This window comes from Paenibacillus sp. J22R56 (assembly GCF_056269375.1).
In genome coordinates this window covers 20,795-41,260 of sequence record NZ_JBWDNV010000001.1, presented here as the reverse complement: position 1 = coordinate 41,260, position 20,466 = coordinate 20,795, and the positions used below count along the sequence as shown (strand labels likewise).

The following is a 20,466-nucleotide window of genomic DNA, read 5'->3' as shown; positions in this document are numbered from 1 at the left end:
AAGCTACTTTCGGAGTGTGAATGAACTTCACCGGGAAGACCCGTTATCGTCTATTGAGGAGATTGCTTTAAGCGCAGCCGAGGATTACTCGTTGTGACGCCGGGCAATAACCAGGGTGGTACCGCGATTATGAATTCGTCCCTGTCTAATGACAGGGACTTTTTTATGTTCTAAAACAAATTTTTAAAAGTCAAAAATGGATTGAACCGGGCAGCACGGAGAATAAGGTTGGAGCTTTTGGAGCGACAGCGCCCACCTTTGTTTTTGAATTTCCCCAACTGAAAATTTAGATTGAAGAAATTCAAAAATAACAGCGGCTAAAAGCCCAACCTTTTTCATAGTACGTGCTCATCAGGTTCTAATCCCAACTCGAATTTTAATGGAGGTTTTAATCAATGAAAGCAAGTGAAATCCGGTCCAAATGGCTTTCCTTCTTCGAAAGCAAGGGACACCACATCGAACCAAGCGCATCGCTCGTACCGCATAACGATCCGTCTCTGCTCTGGATCAATGCAGGCATGGCTCCGCTTAAGCCTTATTTTGACGGACGTATCATTCCTGACAATCCACGTATTACGAACTCGCAGAAATGTATTCGTACAAATGATATCGAGAATGTCGGCAAAACTCGCCGTCACCATACATTCTTCGAGATGCTTGGCAACTTCTCCATCGGTGACTACTTCAAAGAAGAAGTTATTACATGGGCATGGGAGTTCCTGACGAGCAAAGAGTGGATTGGCTTCGATCCTGATCGCTTGTCCGTAACGGTATTTCCGGAGGATGAAGAGGCGTTCCAATTCTGGAATGAGAAAATCGGCCTTCCTGCTGAGCGGATCTACAAGCTGGAGGAAAACTTCTGGGATATTGGCGAAGGCCCTTGCGGACCTTGTACAGAGATCTTCTATGACCGCGGCGACAAATACGGTGACCTTAGTGATCCAGAATGCTGGCCAGGCGGCGAGAACGAACGTTTCCTAGAAGTATGGAACCTTGTATTCTCGCAGTTCAACCATAACAAGGACGGCAGCTACACACCGCTTCCTAACAAAAACATTGATACAGGCGCTGGTCTCGAACGTTTCGCTTCGATTCTGCAGGATGTAGATTCGAACTTCGATACGGACCTGTTCATGCCAATCATTGAACGTACTTGCGGGATTGCAGGCGTTAAATATCATGTGAACGAAGAGCATGACGTTGCATTGAAAGTAATTGCTGACCATATCCGTACTGTTGCTTTCGCAGTAGGTGACGGCGTTATGCCTTCGAATGAAGGCCGCGGCTATATTATCCGCCGTTTGCTTCGCCGTGCTGTACGTTACGGGAAAACAATCGGAATCGATCGTCCATTCCTGTTCGAGCTCACTTCCGTTGTTGGCGAAGTAATGGGCGTGTACTATCCAGAGGTTGTCGACAAGCGCGAATTCATCGAGCGTGTTATCCGTACAGAAGAAGAGCGTTTCCACGAAACATTGTCTGATGGCCTGGTAATGTTGTCTGATCTGGTTGCTGCTGCACGTAAAACAGGTACAACCGAAATCGGCGGCGAAGATGCATTCCGACTCTATGATACTTTTGGCTTCCCGTTTGACTTAACAGAAGACTTTGCTTCCGAAAACGGAATGACCGTTGACCGTGCAGGCTTTGATGCAGCGATGGAAGCACAGCGTGAACGCGCGCGTGCTGCACGTCAAGATACTGGCGGTATGAATGTACAAGGCGGACCGCTTGCTGACTTTACGGTTAAAAGTGAATTTGTTGGCTATAATGAACTGGTAACAGAAGCCCAAATCACAGCTATTGTCCATGAAGATTCGTTAGTTGACCTCGCGGGTAAAGGCAGCCGTGTACTCGTATTGCTCGACCGGACGCCATTCTATGCAGAGAGCGGCGGCCAGATTGGTGACAAAGGAACAATCATCGGCAATGGCTTTACGCTGCAGGTTGAAGATGTAACGAAAGCACCGCATGGCCAAAGCGTTCATCACGCAGTTGTTTCATCCGGCACGGTTCGCTCTGGTGAGAAAGTAGAAGCTGTTGTTACTCGATCTGTTCGTGAGGATGTAATCAAGAACCATACGGCAACTCATTTGCTTCATAAAGCATTGAAGGAAGTGCTTGGCGACCATGTTAACCAAGCAGGCTCGCTCGTACAGGCTGATCGTCTCCGTTTCGACTTCTCGCATTTCGGCAGCATTACTCCGGAAGAATTAACGGAAATCGAGCGTAAAGTAAATGAGCAAATCTGGCTTGCAACACCAGTTGTTATTGAAAGCAAAGCAATCGCTGATGCAAAAGCAATGGGTGCTATGGCCCTGTTCGGCGAAAAATACGGCGACATTGTACGTGTCGTTCAAGTAGGTTCCTACAGTATTGAACTTTGTGGTGGCTGCCATGTAGCGAACACTTCCCAGATTGGCTTGTTCAAATTGATTAGCGAGAGCGGTATCGGTTCTGGTGTACGCCGAATTGAAGCGGTAACTGGCCGCCATGCATACAGCTTTATGGAAGGTCAACTGGACCTCTTGAAGCAAGCTTCTGCGCTTCTCAAATCGAATAACAATGATGTGCCTAAACGTATCGAAGCTCTGTTCGCACAAGTGAAAGAGCAGGGTCGTGAGAATGAATCGCTGCAGGCGAAGCTGAGCCGCATTGAAGCAGGCTCGCTCGAGCAAAACGCGAAGACAGTTGGCGACGTAACGGTATTAAGTGCAAAAGTAAATGCACCTACGATGGACGCGCTTCGTGGTATTGCAGACGAACTTAAGCTGAAGCTGCCTTCGGCTGTTATCATTCTTGGCGCTGTACAGGAGGACAAAGTAAACCTTGTTGCTGCTGTATCCGCAGATCTGGTGAAGAAAGGCTTCCATGCAGGGAAAATCATTAAAGAAGCAGCAGCACATTGCGGCGGCAGCGGCGGCGGACGTCCTGATATGGCCCAAGCTGGCGGTAAAGACGCTTCGAAGCTTGAGGAAGCTTTGAAACTTGCTGAAGAACTGGTTCTTAACCAATCAAATGTGATATGATATCAGTGTAAATGTAATAAACTAGATAATAAATGCGGTTGGAAAGCGAGGTGCTGGCGATGAATTCCATGGACAACACGATGAAGTTTGATGTGAAAGCGGAAGGGTTGGAATCTTCCTCACAAGACATTTTGCTTACGGTGCATGAGGCGCTTCTGGAGAAAGAGTATAATCCGATCAATCAGATTGTTGGGTACTTGCTGTCCGGAGATCCCGCCTACATTCCGCGGCATAACAACGCAAGAAGTTTGATTCGCAAGAAAGAACGTGATGAACTCATTGAAGAGCTTGTCCGGTTTTATCTGAACAACAAGAAATAATATATTGGGAGCCGGACAGATCATGAGGACAATGGGTTTGGATTACGGTGACCGCAACATCGGCGTTGCGGTCAGCGACGCGTTCGGCTGGACTGCGCAGGGGCTAGAGACTGTCCAGAAGCGTCGGGATGGTGGCGAATTAACTCGCATCGCCGAGATCGTGAAAGAACATGAAGTAACCGAAATCGTTGTGGGACTGCCGAAGAATATGAATAATACAATTGGCCCCCGCGGCGAGATTAGTATGGCATTCGCAGAGCAGCTTCAGCAAACACTAAACTTGCCTGTTCACCTTTGGGATGAACGGCTGACAACGGTATCTGCCGAACGAACATTACTTGAGGCAGATGTTAGCCGGAAGAAGCGAAAGCTAGTAATCGACAAAATGGCGGCAACGCTAATTTTGCAAAATTATCTCGATTCTAAAACGAAAAGGTGAGGGTTACGATGACAAAGGATGACCTGCAGTTCGAAGAACCGGAAATTATTTATATTCCGGATGAAGACGGCAACGAAGAAGAATTCGAAGTCATCATGAAGTTTGAAGTGGATGGCTCTGATTCGAAATATATGATGGTTGTTCCTCTTGCAAGCGAAAATGACGAGGAAGATGAAGTATACGCTTTCCGTTATGAAGAAGAAGGCGACGACCTTAAATTGTACACGATTGAAGACGAAGAAGAGTGGAACATGGTTGAAGAAACCTTCAACACGCTTCTGGGTGAGATGGAGGATAATTAATGTCGGATGAGCGCATCGTTCCTGTGCCGCAAGAGCGGCTGCGGGAAGTGTTCGGCGATGTGATCGAGCTGGTCTCTGAACATGGAAGTCTCGACAAGTTCGAGATCAAGGCAGAGTTCCAGCTCGGTCCATACGTCTATGCCGCTTTGCAGTCGTCAACCATGAAGAAAGAGCAGGAGGTCGAGCTGTTCCGTGTTATCTTGACGGATAACGGCGAGCCTCAGCTTGAAACGATTGAGGACGACGATGAGTGGGAGCTTGCATCAGAAGCTTATGATGATCTTCTGTTTGCAAACGACGAAATGCCTTAATTGCATAAGCAATAAGAAAAGAGCGGCTCACACCGCTCTTTTTCTCGGTGTTCAAAGGAAATTATTGGCGAAAAATGGATGATTATGATGATTTATTGCTTTGCAATTCTTTAGGTTTATGCTTACGAAGTAAGAATTGCTTTGCAATTCTTTTGAGGAGGAACATAGGTTGGCGCAATCTAGACAGCAGCATTCAAAATCTGGACCCCGAGCAGGCCGCATTGCATTGTGGGTTGTTCTATCACTTCTAGCGCTCCTTATTATTGGGGCAGGTAGTGTCTTTTTGTATGTATGGAACGGGTTAAAGCCGACGGCTTCAGGCGAAATCAAAAGGGTCGAAATCGCAAAAGGCGCATCTGCCTTTGAGGTTTCAGATACTTTGGAAGAGCAAGGCATAATTAAGAATTCCTTTTTGTTTAAATATTATTTGAAAGTTAAAAAAGAAGGCTCACATTTTCAGGCGGGTATCTATGACCTAGCCCCAGGTATGAAGAACGAAGAAATTATCGCTAAGCTGAACAGTGGCGATACGGTAGCGGAGGAAATGATCCGGTTTACCATTCCGGAAGGCTATACCTTGCTGCAAATTGCGGATAAGCTGGCCGAAGAGAAGCTGATTGACCGGACTAAATTCCTGACTCTAGCGGATTCGACAACAAATTGGGGCGATGCAGCAGCTGTCAAATCAATACCGACAGATGATAAGCTTCATCACCGGCTGGAAGGTTATCTATTCCCTGAAACCTATGAGCTGACGAAGGGAAGCACGGAGGAAGATATCCTGAAGCGAATGATGGCAGAGCTGGACACGAAGCTGGATTCTTTGCCTGAGGATTGGCAGGATGTTCTCGCTGAGCGGAAGCTGAACCTTCATCAGCTGCTCACTATTGCTTCACTTGTGGAGCGGGAAGTTGTTGTTGACGAAGAGAGACCAGTTGTAGCGGGTGTAATCTACAATCGTCTAGCTGATGGGATGCCGCTCCAAATCGACGCAACCGTACAATATTTGCTGGACAAGCCAAAGGAACGCTTAATGGAGAAGGATCTGCAGATCGATAGTCCGTACAATACGTACAAAATTAACGGACTGCCTCCGGGGCCAATTGCAAGTCCAAGTATCGCATCGATTAAGGCGGCGTTATATCCGGAGAAAAATGAATTCTTCTATTACGTTACGAAAAAAGATGGTACCCAGACGCATTTATTTGCAAAAACCTACAAAGAACATCTGAACAATATTGAGAAAAGCAACCAAACTGCTGCAAAACAAGGCGAATAATAGCAACAAGGGAGGACATATGTCCTCCCTTGTTGTTTTTTGGAAAAAAATTTAGACAAATCTACTAATCAATTGACATTTTGAAGCCGATATAAAATAATAGGACTGTACATACGTAATAGGGTAATAGCACTAGTTCTGGGTAATTAGACCATCATGATTACAAACCACATAATGATAAAGAGGCGGGTGTCTTGTATGACGAAAACGGACAAACCTAAAAAAGCAAAAGATAAACCGCAAAAAATGAAAGCGCAACCAAAAGCGCAGGCGGTAGCAGCACAGACAACGAAACAAGTGACACAAACGTTCACTTCGATCTTCTCGAATCCATTCAAATCAGTAGGTACAAAACTGTTCTTAATTATTTTTATCAGCATCATCGCATGTGTACTAGTTGTAGGTCAGATGGCTTATTCGAAGACGAAATCGATAGTGGAAGACAAGGTATCAAGCGCCAGCTTCCAAACGATTGTTCAGGCCTCCGCTAACCTTGATATTGTCCTCAAAACATACGAAGACCTGTCGATGCAGATGATGATTGATAAGGAATTCCATACTCTTGTGTCTAAGCTAGAAGACAGCACAGAAGCTTTTGATTTATTTGAGGCGGAGAAGAATTTAGGTGACCGCTTGCAAAATGCAGTAATGGCCAATAAGACAATCATCGGTGCTTACTTGCTTCCACTAAATGATAAGCTTCCGATTATTACCTACGGAACGGCTTCTGTTGCAGTAGCGCCTGATCTGATGAAATCGGATTGGTTCGAGAAGACCAAGACGTCAAAAGGCGGTGTAAACTGGATTGAGACGCAGCCCACAGGTTTTGGTACTACAGACAAGCTTCCGTCTATTGGACTTAGCAGACAGATGAATAATACAACAACGAATGCCGCTTCTTATATGCTGCTGCTCGAGCTCAGCTTGTCGGATATCCGTGAGCAATACGAAGATGTTTCACTTGGTGATGGCAGCAAGATCTCTCTTGTAGACAGCGACAATAAGTATGTTGCAGCCCAGGATGACAGCTTGATTGGCAAAGGCAATATCGTGAAGCTGAATATTGATCCGGAAGGCTCGCTCAAAGAGAAGGCGGCTGACGGTGAAGAAGTACTCTCCGTGTTTAAGACACTGGATACGGTAGATTGGAAGCTGGTAGGTACAATCCCGGTTGATGAGCTTGTTAAGGACGCAGCTATTATTAATAAGATGACATGGATTATTGCACTTGTAGCGATGTTTATTGCAATTGCCATTGGTATATTAGTCATCCGGACAATTGCGATGCCGCTTATGGCGATGCGTAACCTGATGAATGAGGGCGAACGCGGCAACTTGACGGTTCGTTCGAATATGAAGAAGCGTCAGGATGAGATTGGTCAGCTTGGCGACAGCTTTAATAAAATGATGATTCAAATTACAGCACTTGCACAGCAAACGACGAAGTCGGCAGACGATGTTCTTTCTACTGCTGGTGAACTGACAGATGTATCGAAGAAAACAGCGATCTCCGCAAGAGAGATTTCTGTAGCTACTGAAGAGATCGCAAGTGGTGCTTCAAGCCTTGCAGTTGAGGCGGAAAGAGGCAGTGATCTGACGAGCAACATTAATGAACAGATGAAATCCGTTATGGAAGCGACCGGTCATATGGTTGAATCCGCGGGTGAAGTGGAGAAGGCGAGCCAGCAGGGTACGGCATACATGGGGCTTCTTATTCAGAAGACCGGCATGACCGAAGAGATGACTCGCTCCATGGTAGAGAAAGTGGACAGCTTGAAGATGAGCACAGGCTCCATTGTGAAAATCTTGGACGTACTGAACAATTTGACTAAGCAAACCAACATTTTATCACTTAATGCAACGATTGAAGCAGCTCGTGCTGGAGCAGCGGGCAAAGGCTTTATGGTTGTTGCCGATGAGATCCGCAAGCTTGCTGACCAGTCCCGTCAATCCATTGATGTAGTAGGTCAAATTACAGGAACGATCATGACACAGATCGATGAGACAGTAACCGTATTATCTGATGCTTATCCATTATTCCAAGAGCAGATTGGATCCGTTAAAGAAGCGAATCAAATCTTCCTGACGGTTCAAAACCAAATGGGACAATTCGTGGAGAAGCTGGATTCGGTTACGAATTCCATCAATATGCTTGATCAATCTCAAGTTGTATTGACAGAAGCGATGGGGAATGTAAGTGCAGTAGCACAGCAATCTTCGGCAACGTCCGAGGAAGTTGCATCGCTTAGCTCAGAGCAGCTTAGTATCAGCAACGGCCTTGTTAACTTGTCCGATAAGCTGGATGCTGTATCCCGCGGACTTAAGGAATCATTGTCCCGTTTCAAAATTGATTAATGGAATGAACGTAAAGCCGTTCGAATGGATGAAGATCCATTTGGACGGTTTTTTTGTGCTCTCGTAAGGCGATAATGTAGCTATCGGACCATTACTGGAGGATTTTGCATGAAGAGACGGACAGCTGCTATCGGTTTATTATTTCTATTATTATTCTCAGGATATATTGCAAGGCTTGCCTGGCTGCAGCTAACACCTGGCTATGGGCATAAAAGCACAACTTCTGCAATGAGCCGCAGCAATTGGAAGCGTTTGTCTGTTCTGCAGCGTGAGCGAAACCTCGTACTGGATACGGGCAGAGGAGACTTTCTAGATCGGAATAACAAGCCGATTACAGGGGAGACCTATTATACGCTTGCTTTATTTCCAGTGAACATGGATGCTGTTGTCGAGAAGAAGTGGCAGCAATCTGTTAGGAAGCTATCGACGATGCTCCATGTACCGGAACAGGAGCTCGTCAGCTGGTGGAAGCAGCTGCGTGAGCCAACCTTCTGGCATAAAGGAAAGGACAAGCTGCCTTACCGATTAACAGATCAGGAGCTTAATGAGCTAGCGCAGCTGCATTTGAATGGAGTGAGAGCACTCCCTTATCGTAATCGGTATTTCACGACGTTTGCTGCGAAGCAAGCAATTGGTTATATCAGCCAGCATCCGGAGCATTTGGAGCTTGTCTATTCGAAGGAGTTAGAGACAGGTAAACGGAACAAAAATGATCAGATCGGCGGATCTGGTCTAGAAAGATCGTTAGATGATTTACTCCACGGTGCAGGAGCGACATCTGTGTCGTATTTTACAGATGGCAATAATGGACCGTTATTAGGGCTGGATTACCGGATTACGGAACCAGGGAATCCTTATTATCCGCTGCAGGTTCAGACTACACTTGATCTGGAGCTGCAAAATCAGATTGAAGCTTATGTGGATGCGAAGTCTCTGAAGGAAGGCGCAGTAGTTGTTCTTGATGCCCGTAATGGGGACATAATAGCGATGATCTCCAGGCCGCAGATGAAGCCGCTTGAGTTAGGTGATGAGAAGAAATGGGCCAATCATGCGATTCAAGCTGCAGTTCCCGGGTCCATCTTCAAACTGGTTACCGAAGCTGCAGCTTTGGAAGCGGGAGTAACGAGCGAAAAGGAAAGATTCACATGTAATGGGGAATACGGTAAATATGGATTGTCGTGCTGGAAAGAGGGAGGTCATGGCACTTTAACGCTGAGAGAGGGACTTGCCCAATCCTGTAATATCGTATTTGCGACCATTGCGGAACGATTAACCGCAGAGCAGCTGGAACGAACAGCTGCTGCATTAGGTGTTGGGAAGCAAGCCGGCTGGCATTCGAATCGGGCATTTGGCCCGTTCCATAACCCTCTTCGGCTGCTTGTGGAGGAGGAAGCCGGGAGGTTATTCACCGCGGCGGAAAAGGCTAAGGCGGATGGAGGCGTTATGGCGCAATCCGCCATTGGGCAGCGTGATGTATTGATGTCGCCGCTGCAGGCGGCGAATCTGGTCGTCACGCTGCTGAACAGCGGGCGCGTGATGGAGCCGCGCCTCGTCCAAGAGATCCGCTATGCCAACGGCCAGCGGATGGTATCGCTGCCCGCGAAGAGCGCTCCTGCGGAAAGTGGCCGGATTCGTCCGGCCACTGCGCGTAAGCTGCTTCGCGGCATGGAGGCGGTCGTCGACCATGGAACTGGTCGATCGATCCGCCAAGGGCTGTGGGCGGTGGCCGGCAAGTCCGGCACCGCCGAAATAACAAAGGCCGGAGCGCCCCGCGTGAACCAATGGTTCACGGGATACGGTCCGGCCGAGAAGCCGCGCTATGCGGTTGCTGTGCTGGCAGAGAATCGTCCGCCTGGAAGCAGTAACCAGGCGACAGAGCTTTTTCGCGGTGTGATGGATATTCTCGCCTTATACACCCGTTGATGGCTGCTTACCATCTGTAACTTCTTCTACTGTCGCTGCAGGCTCATCATATTCCCCATGTGGAGTACGAATCCAGCGGTGGAAGAAGCCTTGTTCTAACAGCGACTTAATGACGATAATAATGATTGGCGACAGGATAACACCAGCAACTCCAAACAGATGAAGAGAGATAAACATGCAGGAAAGCATGGTAAATGCGGATACACCAAGTGAGTCGCCGGTAATCTTTGGCTCAACAATATGCCGTGTGACAACAACAACGATCAGCAAGACGGAGAGCCAAACGGCAAGTGAAGTTTGACCAACAAGGAACAGATAAATGATCCATGGGATAAACAAGGTACTTACGCCAAGCAGCGGCAGTACGTCAAAGATTCCGGCCGTTACGGAAATCGCGAAAGCATTGTCTACCTGTAAAACAAGAAGCGCAGCGAAAATAACGAGGAATGTAATACTCATCATTTTCGCCTGAGCTTTCACGTAAGTGCCAATTCCCTTGAATACATTTTCACGAAGGAAAAAGAAGGCTTTTTTGAATGTGTTTGGCGTTTTTTCATTGGCTGTTTTTTTCCACATCTTAATCTCAATGCTGAGGAAATACGCCAGGATAATACCGATTACAAAATTGAAAATAAACGTGGAGAACGATGAAATATATCCGACGAGGCCAGTAAAAATAATGTTGGCGAGCTTCGGCAAATACTCAGTTGCTCCGTTTATGTATTCCGTAAGCTTATCGACCCATTCCGGCGGCAGTGCCTGAAGCTTTTGCTGGAATACGCTTGAATCATCCTGCACCTGCTCCTTGAAGAGCTCCTGATAATACGGTAATTTGACTTTGATGAAATCAGTGCCTTGGCTCGTAATCACATAGGCTAGTCCAGAAAAAATGCCCAAAATAATAAGTGAGAACACAAGGACGGATATGCCTGATGCAATAGACTTCTTAATGCCTATTTTGTTCAGGCGTCTGGCCAGCGGCTCGATAAACAAATAAATAACAAAGGCAAAAAAGATTGGAGTTGCGATTTTGTACAAATAACTAAAAGCGGCCATCACTAAGAATACGGTAAGTGCAATAAGCGCTATGTCGAATGCGGTACGCCAATATTTTTTATAAAACGGAAGCATGCAATAATCTCCTCTCGAATAAGGAATCATATCCTTGTAGTGATTGTACTATAATTTCTAAAACGATGCCTATTATTAATCCTCATATGGTACAATTAAAGGTATCGTGTTTATTATTACATTCATAAACGGTGGGGAAAACAAAATGTTACAATTGCTGCTTTGGGCATTTTACTTCTTGTCCTTATACGCCTTTATTCCTGCACTAATCAGCCGTGTTTTCGGATTCCGCGTGTTCAAGAAAGGTCGCGTCGCGAGCGAAATCGCACTCACCTTTGATGATGGACCGGATCCTGAATATACACCGCAGCTGCTTGATCTGCTTGCACGGTATAATGCGAAGGCAACCTTTTTTGTCGTTGGCTCGCATGCGGAGAAGCATCCGGAATTGCTGCGCAGAATGCATGAGGAAGGTCATATTATCGGTATTCATAATTATGTTCATAAGACCAATTGGTTTATGAGACCTAAGACGGTGCGCAATCAGATTGCGCGTACCTCAGACGTAATACGGGAAGCAACCGGAATTCGTTCCGTTTATTATCGGCCGCCTTGGGGGATCATAAATATTTTTGATTTCACCAATCGGAATAAGATGCAAATCATCTTATGGTCGGCTTTATTTGGCGACTGGAATGTAAAGCTTGGAGCTGAACAACTCAAGCAGAAAATGATGAAAAAGCTTGGTCCTGGAGAAGTGCTTCTCCTTCATGACTGCGGACGCACACCAGGGGCTGACCCAACTGCACCAGCGAACATGCTGATTGCACTGGAAGCCTACATGGAAGAAGCGACAAAACGAGGATACCGGTTTGTTGGTATAGCGGAGATGATCAAATTGTCAGAGAAAACGTCCGAACGTTCTGTATGGAAAAAAACAATCGTTGGAGCATGGCTCCTGTATGAGCAATTGTTCCATCTTGTTTTCCGGCTTAAGCATGTTGGGGAAGATAACCATTGTTTCCATTACCGAATCATCAAGTATAACGGGGATCCGATTAACCTTGCTGACGGCTATTTGAACAAAGGGGATAAAGTCGTGGAATTGCATTTCGATAATAAAATGCTGTCGACGATTGCAGCCACATCCAGTTCACCTCTCGCAACGGGAATCCGGATGCTTCGGGAAGTCGAGCAGGCACTGCCAGTTCTGGCAAGTGAACTGGCGAATGATCCGGAAGCAGCAGGAGCACGCTCCTTATATGGCGTAACGATGATCCATCGTGGTGCCGATCGATTAGGGTTCCAGGTTTTGCCGCTGCCAGATGGTCTATTCGCTCGTACAACACGAATTTACTTGCGGATTCTAACGCGAGTACTTACCAATAAACAGCGCAACTCAAGAGGCAAGGCAAGACGAGATACGATTCACCCTCATATGCTATTAATGCCGATTGAACGGCTGATGATGTATTCCGTAAATGCTCCTGCAGCAATAGACGTAAAACCACATCAGGAAGTCGCAGCTGCTAAATCTTCACCTTCCGTTGATGAGGCATCTGATCTAGAAAGCAATCCATCCGTTATATAAATTGTTCTGTCCATAAAAAGCCGACAATTCCATTGGAGTTGTCGGCTTTTTGTTTCCTTCTTCCCTCTTTCCTGTTGCAGACGAAGTCAGCAGCAGGAAGGGGAGCTGTTGTTTGTTTTGGCTGGTGTGTGCTCCAACGGAGCAGACGTCTATCTCTGGAGAAGCGGAGCGTTCGCCTTTGGTTCCCAGATTCCAACTTGTTATAAGTTGATTCAGTGGAATCTGGAACCAACAGCGATCGGAAGAGATAGACGTCTGCGGAGTGCTGCAATACCAATACCAACCCAAACAAAAAAGCAGCTCCCCAAGGAAGCTGCTTCACTCTGCAAACTACATTTTCATTACGCCGCCCATACTTGCATTTGTAACCAGGTGGGAGTAACGAGCCAAGTAGCCGCGTTTGATTTTTGGTTCGAAGCCAGGCCATGCGGCGCGGCGTTTTTCCATTTCTTCGTCGCTGATCATCAGAGTAATTCCACGATTGTTCATATCCAGCTCAATGATGTCGCCGTCTTGAACAAAGGCGATTGGGCCGCCTTCAGCCGCTTCCGGAGATACGTGACCGATACTGATCCCGCGGGATGCGCCCGAGAAACGTCCGTCAGTGATGAGGCCGACTTTTGTGCCAAGTCCCATACCAACGATTTGCGATGTTGGAGCCAGCATTTCTGGCATACCAGGACCGCCTTTAGGTCCTTCGTAGCGAATAACGACAACATGGCCTTCTTTTACTTTGCCGCTCGAGATGCCTGCAAGAGCATCATCTTGGGAATCGAAGCAAATAGCAGGTCCTTTATGGTAGCCGCCAACCACTTTGTCGATAGCGCCGACTTTAACGATCGAGCCGCCTGGAGCCAGGTTACCGAACAATACAGCCAGACCGCCTCGTTCGCTATGCGGGTTGTCGATTGTACGGAGAACATCTGTATCTAGTATTTCACAGCCTTCAACATTCTCGCGAAGTGTTTTACCAGTAACAGTTATACGTGTACCATCCATTGCGCCTTCTTTTTTGAGCAGCTCATTAATAACGGCACTTACGCCGCCTGCAACATGAACATCTTCGATGTGGTAATCAGATGCTGGAGCGATTTTCGCAAGATGCGGAACGCGTTCTGCGATTTCATTGATACGTTCGATTGGGTATTCGATACCAGCTTCATGCGCAATAGCAAGCGTGTGAAGAACAGTGTTTGTTGAACCGCCCAAAGCCATATCAAGAGCAAATGCGTTGTCGATTGTTTCTTTTGTAACGATATCACGTGGTTTGATGCCAAGTTCGATCAGTTTCATCAGCTGGCGAGCCGATTCTTTAACGAACTCTTTACGCTCAGGCGATACAGCAAGAATCGTACCGTTGCCTGGCATTGCAAGGCCAAGGCCTTCTGCCAGACAGTTCATCGAGTTTGCAGTGAACATGCCGGAGCAAGAGCCGCAAGTCGGACAACCGAATTGTTCCAATTCAGTAAGACCTACTTCATCAATCGTACCTGCGATATATTGGCCTACGCCTTCAAATACGCTGGTCAGGGAGATGGCACGGCCGTCGGAAGTTCTGCCTGCTTTCATTGGTCCGCCACTAACGAGCATGGTTGGGATGTTAACACGAAGGGCACCCATCATCATACCTGGTGTAATTTTGTCACAGTTCGGAATACAAACCATGCCGTCGAACCAGTGTGCGTTAACTACTGTTTCTATGGAGTCAGCAATGATCTCGCGGCTTGCCAGCGAGTAACGCATGCCGATGTGACCCATCGCGATACCGTCATCAACGCCAATTGTGTTGAATTCAAACGGCACGCCGCCTGCTTCACGAATAGCTTCTTTAACCAGCTTACCGAATTCCTGAAGATGAACATGACCTGGAATAATATCAATATAAGAGTTACAAACCGCGATAAATGGTTTGCCAAAATCTTCTTCCTTTACGCCTGCAGCCCGCAAAAGACTGCGGTGAGGTGCGCGGTCAAATCCTTTTTTAATCATATCAGATCTCATTTTCTTAGGCGCCATGCTAGTCCCTCCCATGTAATGTCATACCTTTGAGTTTAACATATCGGACAAACGTTGGCTACCGGAGCAGGAGGTGGGAGGTGCCGTAAATGCTTGTAAAACAGCGTAAATTGCGCTTATTATGGTCTTTACGCCCATGTTGCCTACATTTTTCGACATTTTTTTATTACCGGCTAGCTATTTGTGGCAAAATGAGTACTGCGGTTTTATGAAGGAGGAATCAACACATCATGTATAAATTGCTGCTCGTCGATGATGAACCGGAAGTAACAGAAGGTCTCATGATGGAGATCGATTGGGAAAGCTGCGGCTTTTCTGAAGTAAAGACAGCCAGTAATGGCAAAGAAGCGATGGAGCTTGTTGAAAAAATGGAGCCCGATGTGCTCATAACCGATATTAGCATGCCCTATATGAATGGACTCGAGCTGTCGGATTGGGTGAAAAAAATGTATCCAATCACCCGAGTTGTTATTTTAACGGGACATGATGAGTTTGAATATGCAAAGCAAGCCATTAATCTTCAGGTAGAGGCTTATGTGCTTAAGCCGTTCTCGGGTCAGCAATTAACGGAGACGGTCCTGGAAGTGAAACGCAGAATGGATGAAGAGAGGAAGATGCGTAATAACATCGAGCTCTTGCAGGAGCATTACCGTACAACGCTGCCAATCGTCCGCGAGAAATTTCTGTCCTCTTTGATAACTCGCCATCAATCAATTGCAGCGATTCGTGAGAAAGCAGATAAATACGGTATGGAGCTGGAAGGCGAAGGTTATCTTGTATCCATTATTTCGGTGCTTCATTCGGACAAGCCTGAAGAGGGGCAGGATCCGCATCATGTTGTTTCCTCGATAAAGGACCTGGATCTGAAGCTGTTTTCCATTACGAATATCGCTAGTGAAATATGGGTGAGGGATAAGCTTGGTAAAGTATTTATTCATCAGGATCAAGTTGTCCTGTTTACCGTAAGCCCTGATGCGAATGCCGAAGTGGTCATGGAAACGACTCAGAATGCTTTGAAAGAAATTTTGCAAAGTATAGAGAAGTTTCTGAAGCTCCCGATCATGATTGGAGTTGGTACGATTACGCAGGATATCCGCAGCTTGAAATATTCGTATGAAGCGGCTGAGTCAGCCCTTGATTATCGGCGTATTCTTGGCATGAACCAAATAATTTGCATTGATGATATGGAAGAGCGTGTACAGGAAAAGCTGATCTTCGATGAGTGGAAGGAGCAGAATCTTGTCCGTTCCATCAAGCTTGGGACAGAGCAAGAATTGTCGGAAGTTATTGATGAGTTGTTTGACAACATCTCACGGGTCCAGGCTCCCGTACATGACTTTCAGCATTATTTACTGGAGATGGTAACGGCCATCATTAAGTTATCCAAGATGATAGATGACGGTACTGATCCTATCTTTGCAGGAGGAGCCGGTATACTCAATCAGTATCAAAAGCTGAATACGCTGAATGAGACCAAAGCATGGTTTAATGACTTATGCGGGAAAGTGCGTAGCCGGATTGTAAGCCGCAGGCAAAGCTCGTACAAACATATCGTGGAAGAAGCGATTCAATTCACGAAGAGCCATTTTGGCGACCAGGAGCTGTCGATTGCTGTTGTATGCGCACATCTGCACATTAGCACGGGATACTTCAGCAGTTTATTCAAGAAAGAAGTGAAGTTGACCTACGGTGCTTATCTGCTGCAGCTGCGGATGGAAGCAGCGAAAGAATATTTGCGGACAACGGAAATGAAGACCTTCGAGATTGCGGATAAGGTTGGCTTTGCCGATCCGAATTATTTCAGCCTCTGTTTCAAGAAATATGAAGGTGTATCTGCCAAAGAGTATCGTAATGCCCTTTCGGAGTCATCCAAATGATGCGCGGCAAGAGTATTCAATATATTTTGTCTGTCTCCATCATCTTGTTCTCGGTCTTCATCATTATCGTTGTAAGTACTGTGTTATACGGCCGTTTTGCAGCAACTGCTGAGGAGAATGCCTTCCGCAACTCTCAGCAGATTGTTGATCAAGTTAGTTATAGTCTTGAAAATAATGTGCAGGCAACCGCAGATTTGTTCAACATGATGTACCATACGATCAGCCTGAGTGGAGATGTGGATTCGGAGACTATTCGACATCAATTAGAGACGATGATGTCTACCCGTGCAGATACGGTATCACTTGCCTTATTTGATGAGAAAGGGCAGCTTGTGATGGATTTGCCGAATGTCACGATGAAGCAGGCGCTGGATGTAAGATCTGAAGGTTGGTTCCAAAGTGCGCTGGATACCCCAGGTCATCTGTCGATCTCGCTGCCGCATGTGCAGAATTTATATAATGAGCAATTCCGCTGGGTCGTCTCACTGAGCAAGAGTATTACCATTAACCATAATGGCAAGTCCATCCAAGGGGTACTGCTTCTTGATGTGAACTTTAACACAATTGATGAATTATCGGATCGGGTCAGCCTGGGTGAAAAGGGTTATGTCTATATCCTGGATGAATCGGCAGGCAATATTGTTTATCACCCGCAGCTACAGCTCATCTATGCGGGATTAAAGGATGAGAATGTTGAGCTTGCCCTGAAGCATACATACGGCAGCTTTATCGACCGAACCGCTGATGATACGAAAATCATAAGTGTGCAGACGATTGGCAATGTAGGCTGGAAGGTTGTAGGGGTGTCTTACAAAAATGAAGCCATGACGTCTATTTCGGAGCTGAACCGGTCTATGTTTCAGCTTCTTCTTGCTTTAATCCTTATCGTTGTGCTGTTGTCCAGCATAGTTTCACGGCGTATTTCGAAGCCAATTAAACAATTGGAGCTGTCGATGAAAAATGTGGAGCATGGCAATTTCGAACAAACAGCGATTGGCGAAGGTCCATTAGAAGTATGGCAGCTGGCTGACCGTTTTAATATTATGATTGGCACAATTAAGAAGCTCATGAGGCAGATCGTTACAGAGCAGGAAAGCAAACGGAAGTATGAGCTTGAAGCGCTTCAGGCCCAAATCAATCCACATTTTCTGTACAACACACTCAATTCGGTCGTTCGAATGGTCGGGATGAACAAGAACGAAGAAGTCACAACGATGATTACTTCGTTGTCAAGGCTGTTCAGAATCAGCCTTGGCAAAGGCAAAAGCGTTATTACGATAGCTGATGAACTTGAGCATGCACGAAATTACCTCGTTATTCAGCAAATGAGGTTTAAGAATAAATTTGATTATTCGATTGAGGCGGATGAGGCTGTCCTGAATTATGCAACCCTCAAGCTGATCATCCAGCCTTTAATTGAGAATGCTCTTGTACATGGTATCGAGCCTTCTGTTGATAAAGGCCATATTAAGGTGAAGGTCAAGCTTGATGGTCAAGACATTGTTATTGAAGTAAGTGATGATGGACTAGGGATGAGTGAGGAACGGCTTAAGCAGGTAATAACCGGCCAAGTCACTAGTTCAAAAGGTTCAGGAGTAGGCGTGACAAACGTGCAGGAGCGGATCCGATTATTTTATGGACAGACGTATGGCTTGCATTTTGACAGCGAACTTGAGGAAGGAACAACGGTAACGATCCGATTCCCGATTATGGAAATGGAGCAGGCTGAAGGGAGGGATCAGGCAGAATGAACCGGAGACAAAGGATTATTATAAGCATCCTGATTGTTGTTACGGCTGCTGTTCTGCTTGTATCCGCCTTTAATCCAGGTTTTCTGGAGCGGAAATCGAGAACTTCGGATATGACCATTCAAGTTATTTTGCGGTCTAACGAAGGTGATTATTGGCAGAACGTGGCCATGGGGGCGCAAGCGGCTGTGAAGGAATTTGGTATTACGATGTATGTAACCAATTCTTACGATCAGGGCGATATAGAAGGTCAGCTTCAAGCTGCGATGCAGTCCTTGGAGACAAAACCGGATGCAATTGTACTTGCGGCGAGTGATGATGAGGCGTTTGGTCCGTTTTTGAAAGCAGCTGCGGATCGGCATATTCCAGTTATTGCGATCGACAGCATACTCACATCAGGGAAAACAAAGTCTTATATCGGAATGGATAACTACACGGCGGGAAAAGAGGCACTCGACGAGCTGGCCAATCAGCTTGATGGGCAAGGGGATATAGCCATTGTGACACATACGGCTGCGGGTATTAATGGCAGGCTCCGGGAACAAGGCATCCGGGACGCTGCGGCTAACCATCCGGATATCCATCTCGCAGACCGGTTGATGTGCTCGGGTGATCATGACAGCTGCAGTGCTTCAGTCAGCAAGGAGCTTCAAGAGCAAAAGCTTGACGGCATTGTGGCCATTAACATCGTATCTTCGATTGGGGCGGCAATGGAGCTTAAGAAAGAGCAGGCTGGAGAACGGATCAAGCTGATTGGTTTTGACAGCTCGCCGGAACTGCTCGAGATGATGCAGGACAACCAACTGCAAAAGCTAATTGTTCAAAACCCTTTCAGCATGGGTTATCTAGGTATCAAATACGCAATGGAAGCAGCGCTTGGGCATAAAGTCCCTACCCGGGTTGAAATTGAGCGGAAGCTGATCGATAAGAAAAACATGTTCTGGAAGGATAACCAGAAGCTGCTATTCCCTGTCGTTCAGTAATATGAAATTGATGAGAATATTAATAAAAAAGATGAGAATATTAGATTCGAATCCATTTCAAATTTCGACATAATAAGGATGCAGCAAGCAAGTCATACGCAAGCTCGCATTACTTAATTCACTCGGGGGGTAATACAGAGATGAAAAAATGGACAGTAGCTCTCGTTGCGGGAGCAGTAGCACTTACAGCAGCAGGATGCTCGAACTCGGATAACGGCGGTTCCACAGGTGGAAGCCTTCCTAAAACTGGCGTAGCAATTTACAAATTCGACGATACGTTTATGAGCGGCGTACGGAACTCCATCAGCAAAGCGGCTGAAGGCAATGTTAAGGTTGATATCGTGGACAGCCAAAACTCCCAACCGACACAAAACGATAAAGTTGACTTGTTTATTACGAAAAAAGTTAAAGCGATGGCGATTAACCCAGTTGACCGTACGGCAGCAGGCGTTATTATCGATAAAGCCCAAAAAGCTGACATTCCTGTTGTATTCATCAACCGTGAGCCTCTGGCTGATGACCTTGCGAAATGGGATAAAGCATTCTTCGTAGGTGCGAAAGCAGAAGAATCCGGCACAATGGAAGGCGAAATCGTAGCTGACTACTGGAAAGCTCATCCTGAAGCTGACAAAAACGGCGACGGCGTACTGCAATACGTAATGTTGAAAGGCGAGCCAGGTCACCAAGATGCTGAGCTTCGCACGAAGTTCTCCGTTCAAGCGATCGAAGACGCTGGCATTAAAGTTCAAAAACTGGCTGAAGATACAGCTATGTGGGATCGCGTAAAAGGCCAAGAGAAAATGGCTGCCTTCCTTGGTTCCCATGGTGATAAAATCGAAGCCGTTCTCGCAAACAATGATGACATGGCACTCGGCGCTATCGAAGCTCTGAAAGCACAAGGCTACTTCAAAGGCGACAAGAAAATGCCGGTTGTAGGCGTTGATGCAACTGACCCTGCTATGCAAGCTCTGAAAGACGGCACAATGCTTGGTACTGTTCTGAACGATGCTGACAACCAAGGTAAAGCAACCGTTATGCTGATGAAAGTTCTGGCAGCTGGCGAGACTCCTACAAAAGAAAACACTGGCTATGACATCACAGACGGCAAATATGTTTGGATTCCATACCAAAAGGTAACGCAAGAAAGCGCAAAATAAGCGAAGTAATTCGCGCAACTTAATTAAGCAACTTAAAAATAAAAAATAACGAAGAACAGGGAGCG

General features: G+C 46.4%; 15 protein-coding genes. 13 read left to right on the top strand and 2 right to left on the bottom strand.

Annotated elements, in window-relative coordinates; genetic code table 11:
• Positions 1–395: 395 nt before the first annotated feature.
• The 8 genes from alaS (at position 396) to AC0YNT_RS00130 (ending at position 9,958) form a co-directional block, all read left to right on the top strand.
• Entirely contained in the window at positions 396–3,029 is a 2,634-nt protein-coding gene (gene alaS / locus AC0YNT_RS00165; protein WP_475802822.1) for an alanine--tRNA ligase, read from the top strand.
• A gap of 59 nt (positions 3,030–3,088) precedes the next feature.
• Positions 3,089–3,349 (top strand): IreB family regulatory phosphoprotein, encoded by a 261-nt coding sequence (locus AC0YNT_RS00160; protein ID WP_167280117.1) that lies wholly within the window; start codon positions 3,089–3,091, stop codon positions 3,347–3,349.
• Between the two features lie 22 nt (positions 3,350–3,371).
• Positions 3,372–3,788 (top strand): Holliday junction resolvase RuvX, encoded by a 417-nt coding sequence (ruvX, locus tag AC0YNT_RS00155; RefSeq protein ID WP_208420473.1) that lies wholly within the window; start codon positions 3,372–3,374, stop codon positions 3,786–3,788.
• Positions 3,789–3,796: 8 nt separating this feature from the next.
• Complete coding sequence (locus tag AC0YNT_RS00150) at positions 3,797–4,090, top strand: DUF1292 domain-containing protein (protein ID WP_167280116.1); 294 nt, start codon at positions 3,797–3,799, stop codon at positions 4,088–4,090.
• A complete protein-coding gene (locus tag AC0YNT_RS00145; protein WP_167280115.1) occupies positions 4,090–4,401 on the top strand; it encodes a DUF1292 domain-containing protein in 312 nt (103 codons plus the stop codon). Before AC0YNT_RS00150 ends, AC0YNT_RS00145 begins: the two co-directional genes overlap by 1 nt.
• Positions 4,402–4,570: 169 nt before the next feature.
• Positions 4,571–5,680, top strand: a complete 1,110-nt coding sequence (gene mltG, locus AC0YNT_RS00140) for an endolytic transglycosylase MltG (protein WP_475802821.1) — start codon at positions 4,571–4,573, stop codon at positions 5,678–5,680.
• A 198-nt stretch (positions 5,681–5,878) separates the two neighbouring features.
• Positions 5,879–8,035 (top strand): methyl-accepting chemotaxis protein, encoded by a 2,157-nt coding sequence (locus tag AC0YNT_RS00135; protein WP_475802820.1) that lies wholly within the window; start codon positions 5,879–5,881, stop codon positions 8,033–8,035.
• Positions 8,036–8,143: 108 nt separating this feature from the next.
• Positions 8,144–9,958: a peptidoglycan D,D-transpeptidase FtsI family protein gene (locus AC0YNT_RS00130; RefSeq protein WP_475802819.1), complete on the top strand. Its 1,815-nt coding sequence runs from the start codon at positions 8,144–8,146 to the stop codon at positions 9,956–9,958.
• Here AC0YNT_RS00130 and ytvI read toward each other — a convergent pair.
• Positions 9,944–11,089 (bottom strand): sporulation integral membrane protein YtvI, encoded by a 1,146-nt coding sequence (gene ytvI / locus AC0YNT_RS00125; RefSeq protein ID WP_475802818.1) that lies wholly within the window; start codon positions 11,087–11,089, stop codon positions 9,944–9,946. The genes AC0YNT_RS00130 and ytvI overlap by 15 nt on opposite strands.
• A gap of 145 nt (positions 11,090–11,234) precedes the next feature.
• Between ytvI and AC0YNT_RS00120 the strand changes: the two genes are divergently transcribed.
• Positions 11,235–12,620 (top strand): polysaccharide deacetylase family protein, encoded by a 1,386-nt coding sequence (locus tag AC0YNT_RS00120; protein WP_475802817.1) that lies wholly within the window; start codon positions 11,235–11,237, stop codon positions 12,618–12,620.
• A gap of 330 nt (positions 12,621–12,950) precedes the next feature.
• Here the strand turns inward: AC0YNT_RS00120 and ilvD are convergent, their stop codons facing one another.
• Positions 12,951–14,636 (bottom strand): dihydroxy-acid dehydratase, encoded by a 1,686-nt coding sequence (ilvD, locus tag AC0YNT_RS00115; RefSeq protein WP_243865454.1) that lies wholly within the window; start codon positions 14,634–14,636, stop codon positions 12,951–12,953.
• 230 nt (positions 14,637–14,866) lie between these two features.
• Between ilvD and AC0YNT_RS00110 the strand changes: the two genes are divergently transcribed.
• The 4 genes from AC0YNT_RS00110 to AC0YNT_RS00095 all read left to right on the top strand — a co-directional run bounded on the left by AC0YNT_RS00110 (position 14,867) and on the right by AC0YNT_RS00095 (position 20,401).
• Positions 14,867–16,513 carry a response regulator gene (locus AC0YNT_RS00110; protein WP_475802816.1) on the top strand — a complete coding sequence of 549 codons (1,647 nt, stop codon included), beginning with the start codon at positions 14,867–14,869 and terminating at the stop codon, positions 16,511–16,513.
• Complete coding sequence (locus AC0YNT_RS00105) at positions 16,510–18,264, top strand: cache domain-containing sensor histidine kinase (protein WP_475802815.1); 1,755 nt, start codon at positions 16,510–16,512, stop codon at positions 18,262–18,264. Before AC0YNT_RS00110 ends, AC0YNT_RS00105 begins: the two co-directional genes overlap by 4 nt.
• Positions 18,261–19,244: a substrate-binding domain-containing protein gene (locus AC0YNT_RS00100; protein ID WP_475802814.1), complete on the top strand. Its 984-nt coding sequence runs from the start codon at positions 18,261–18,263 to the stop codon at positions 19,242–19,244. The genes AC0YNT_RS00105 and AC0YNT_RS00100 overlap by 4 nt, the downstream gene beginning before the upstream one ends.
• Positions 19,245–19,384: 140 nt before the next feature.
• On the top strand, positions 19,385–20,401 hold the full coding sequence (locus tag AC0YNT_RS00095) for a galactose ABC transporter substrate-binding protein (RefSeq protein ID WP_167280107.1): 1,017 nt from the start codon (positions 19,385–19,387) through the stop codon (positions 20,399–20,401).
• Positions 20,402–20,466 lie beyond the last annotated feature (65 nt).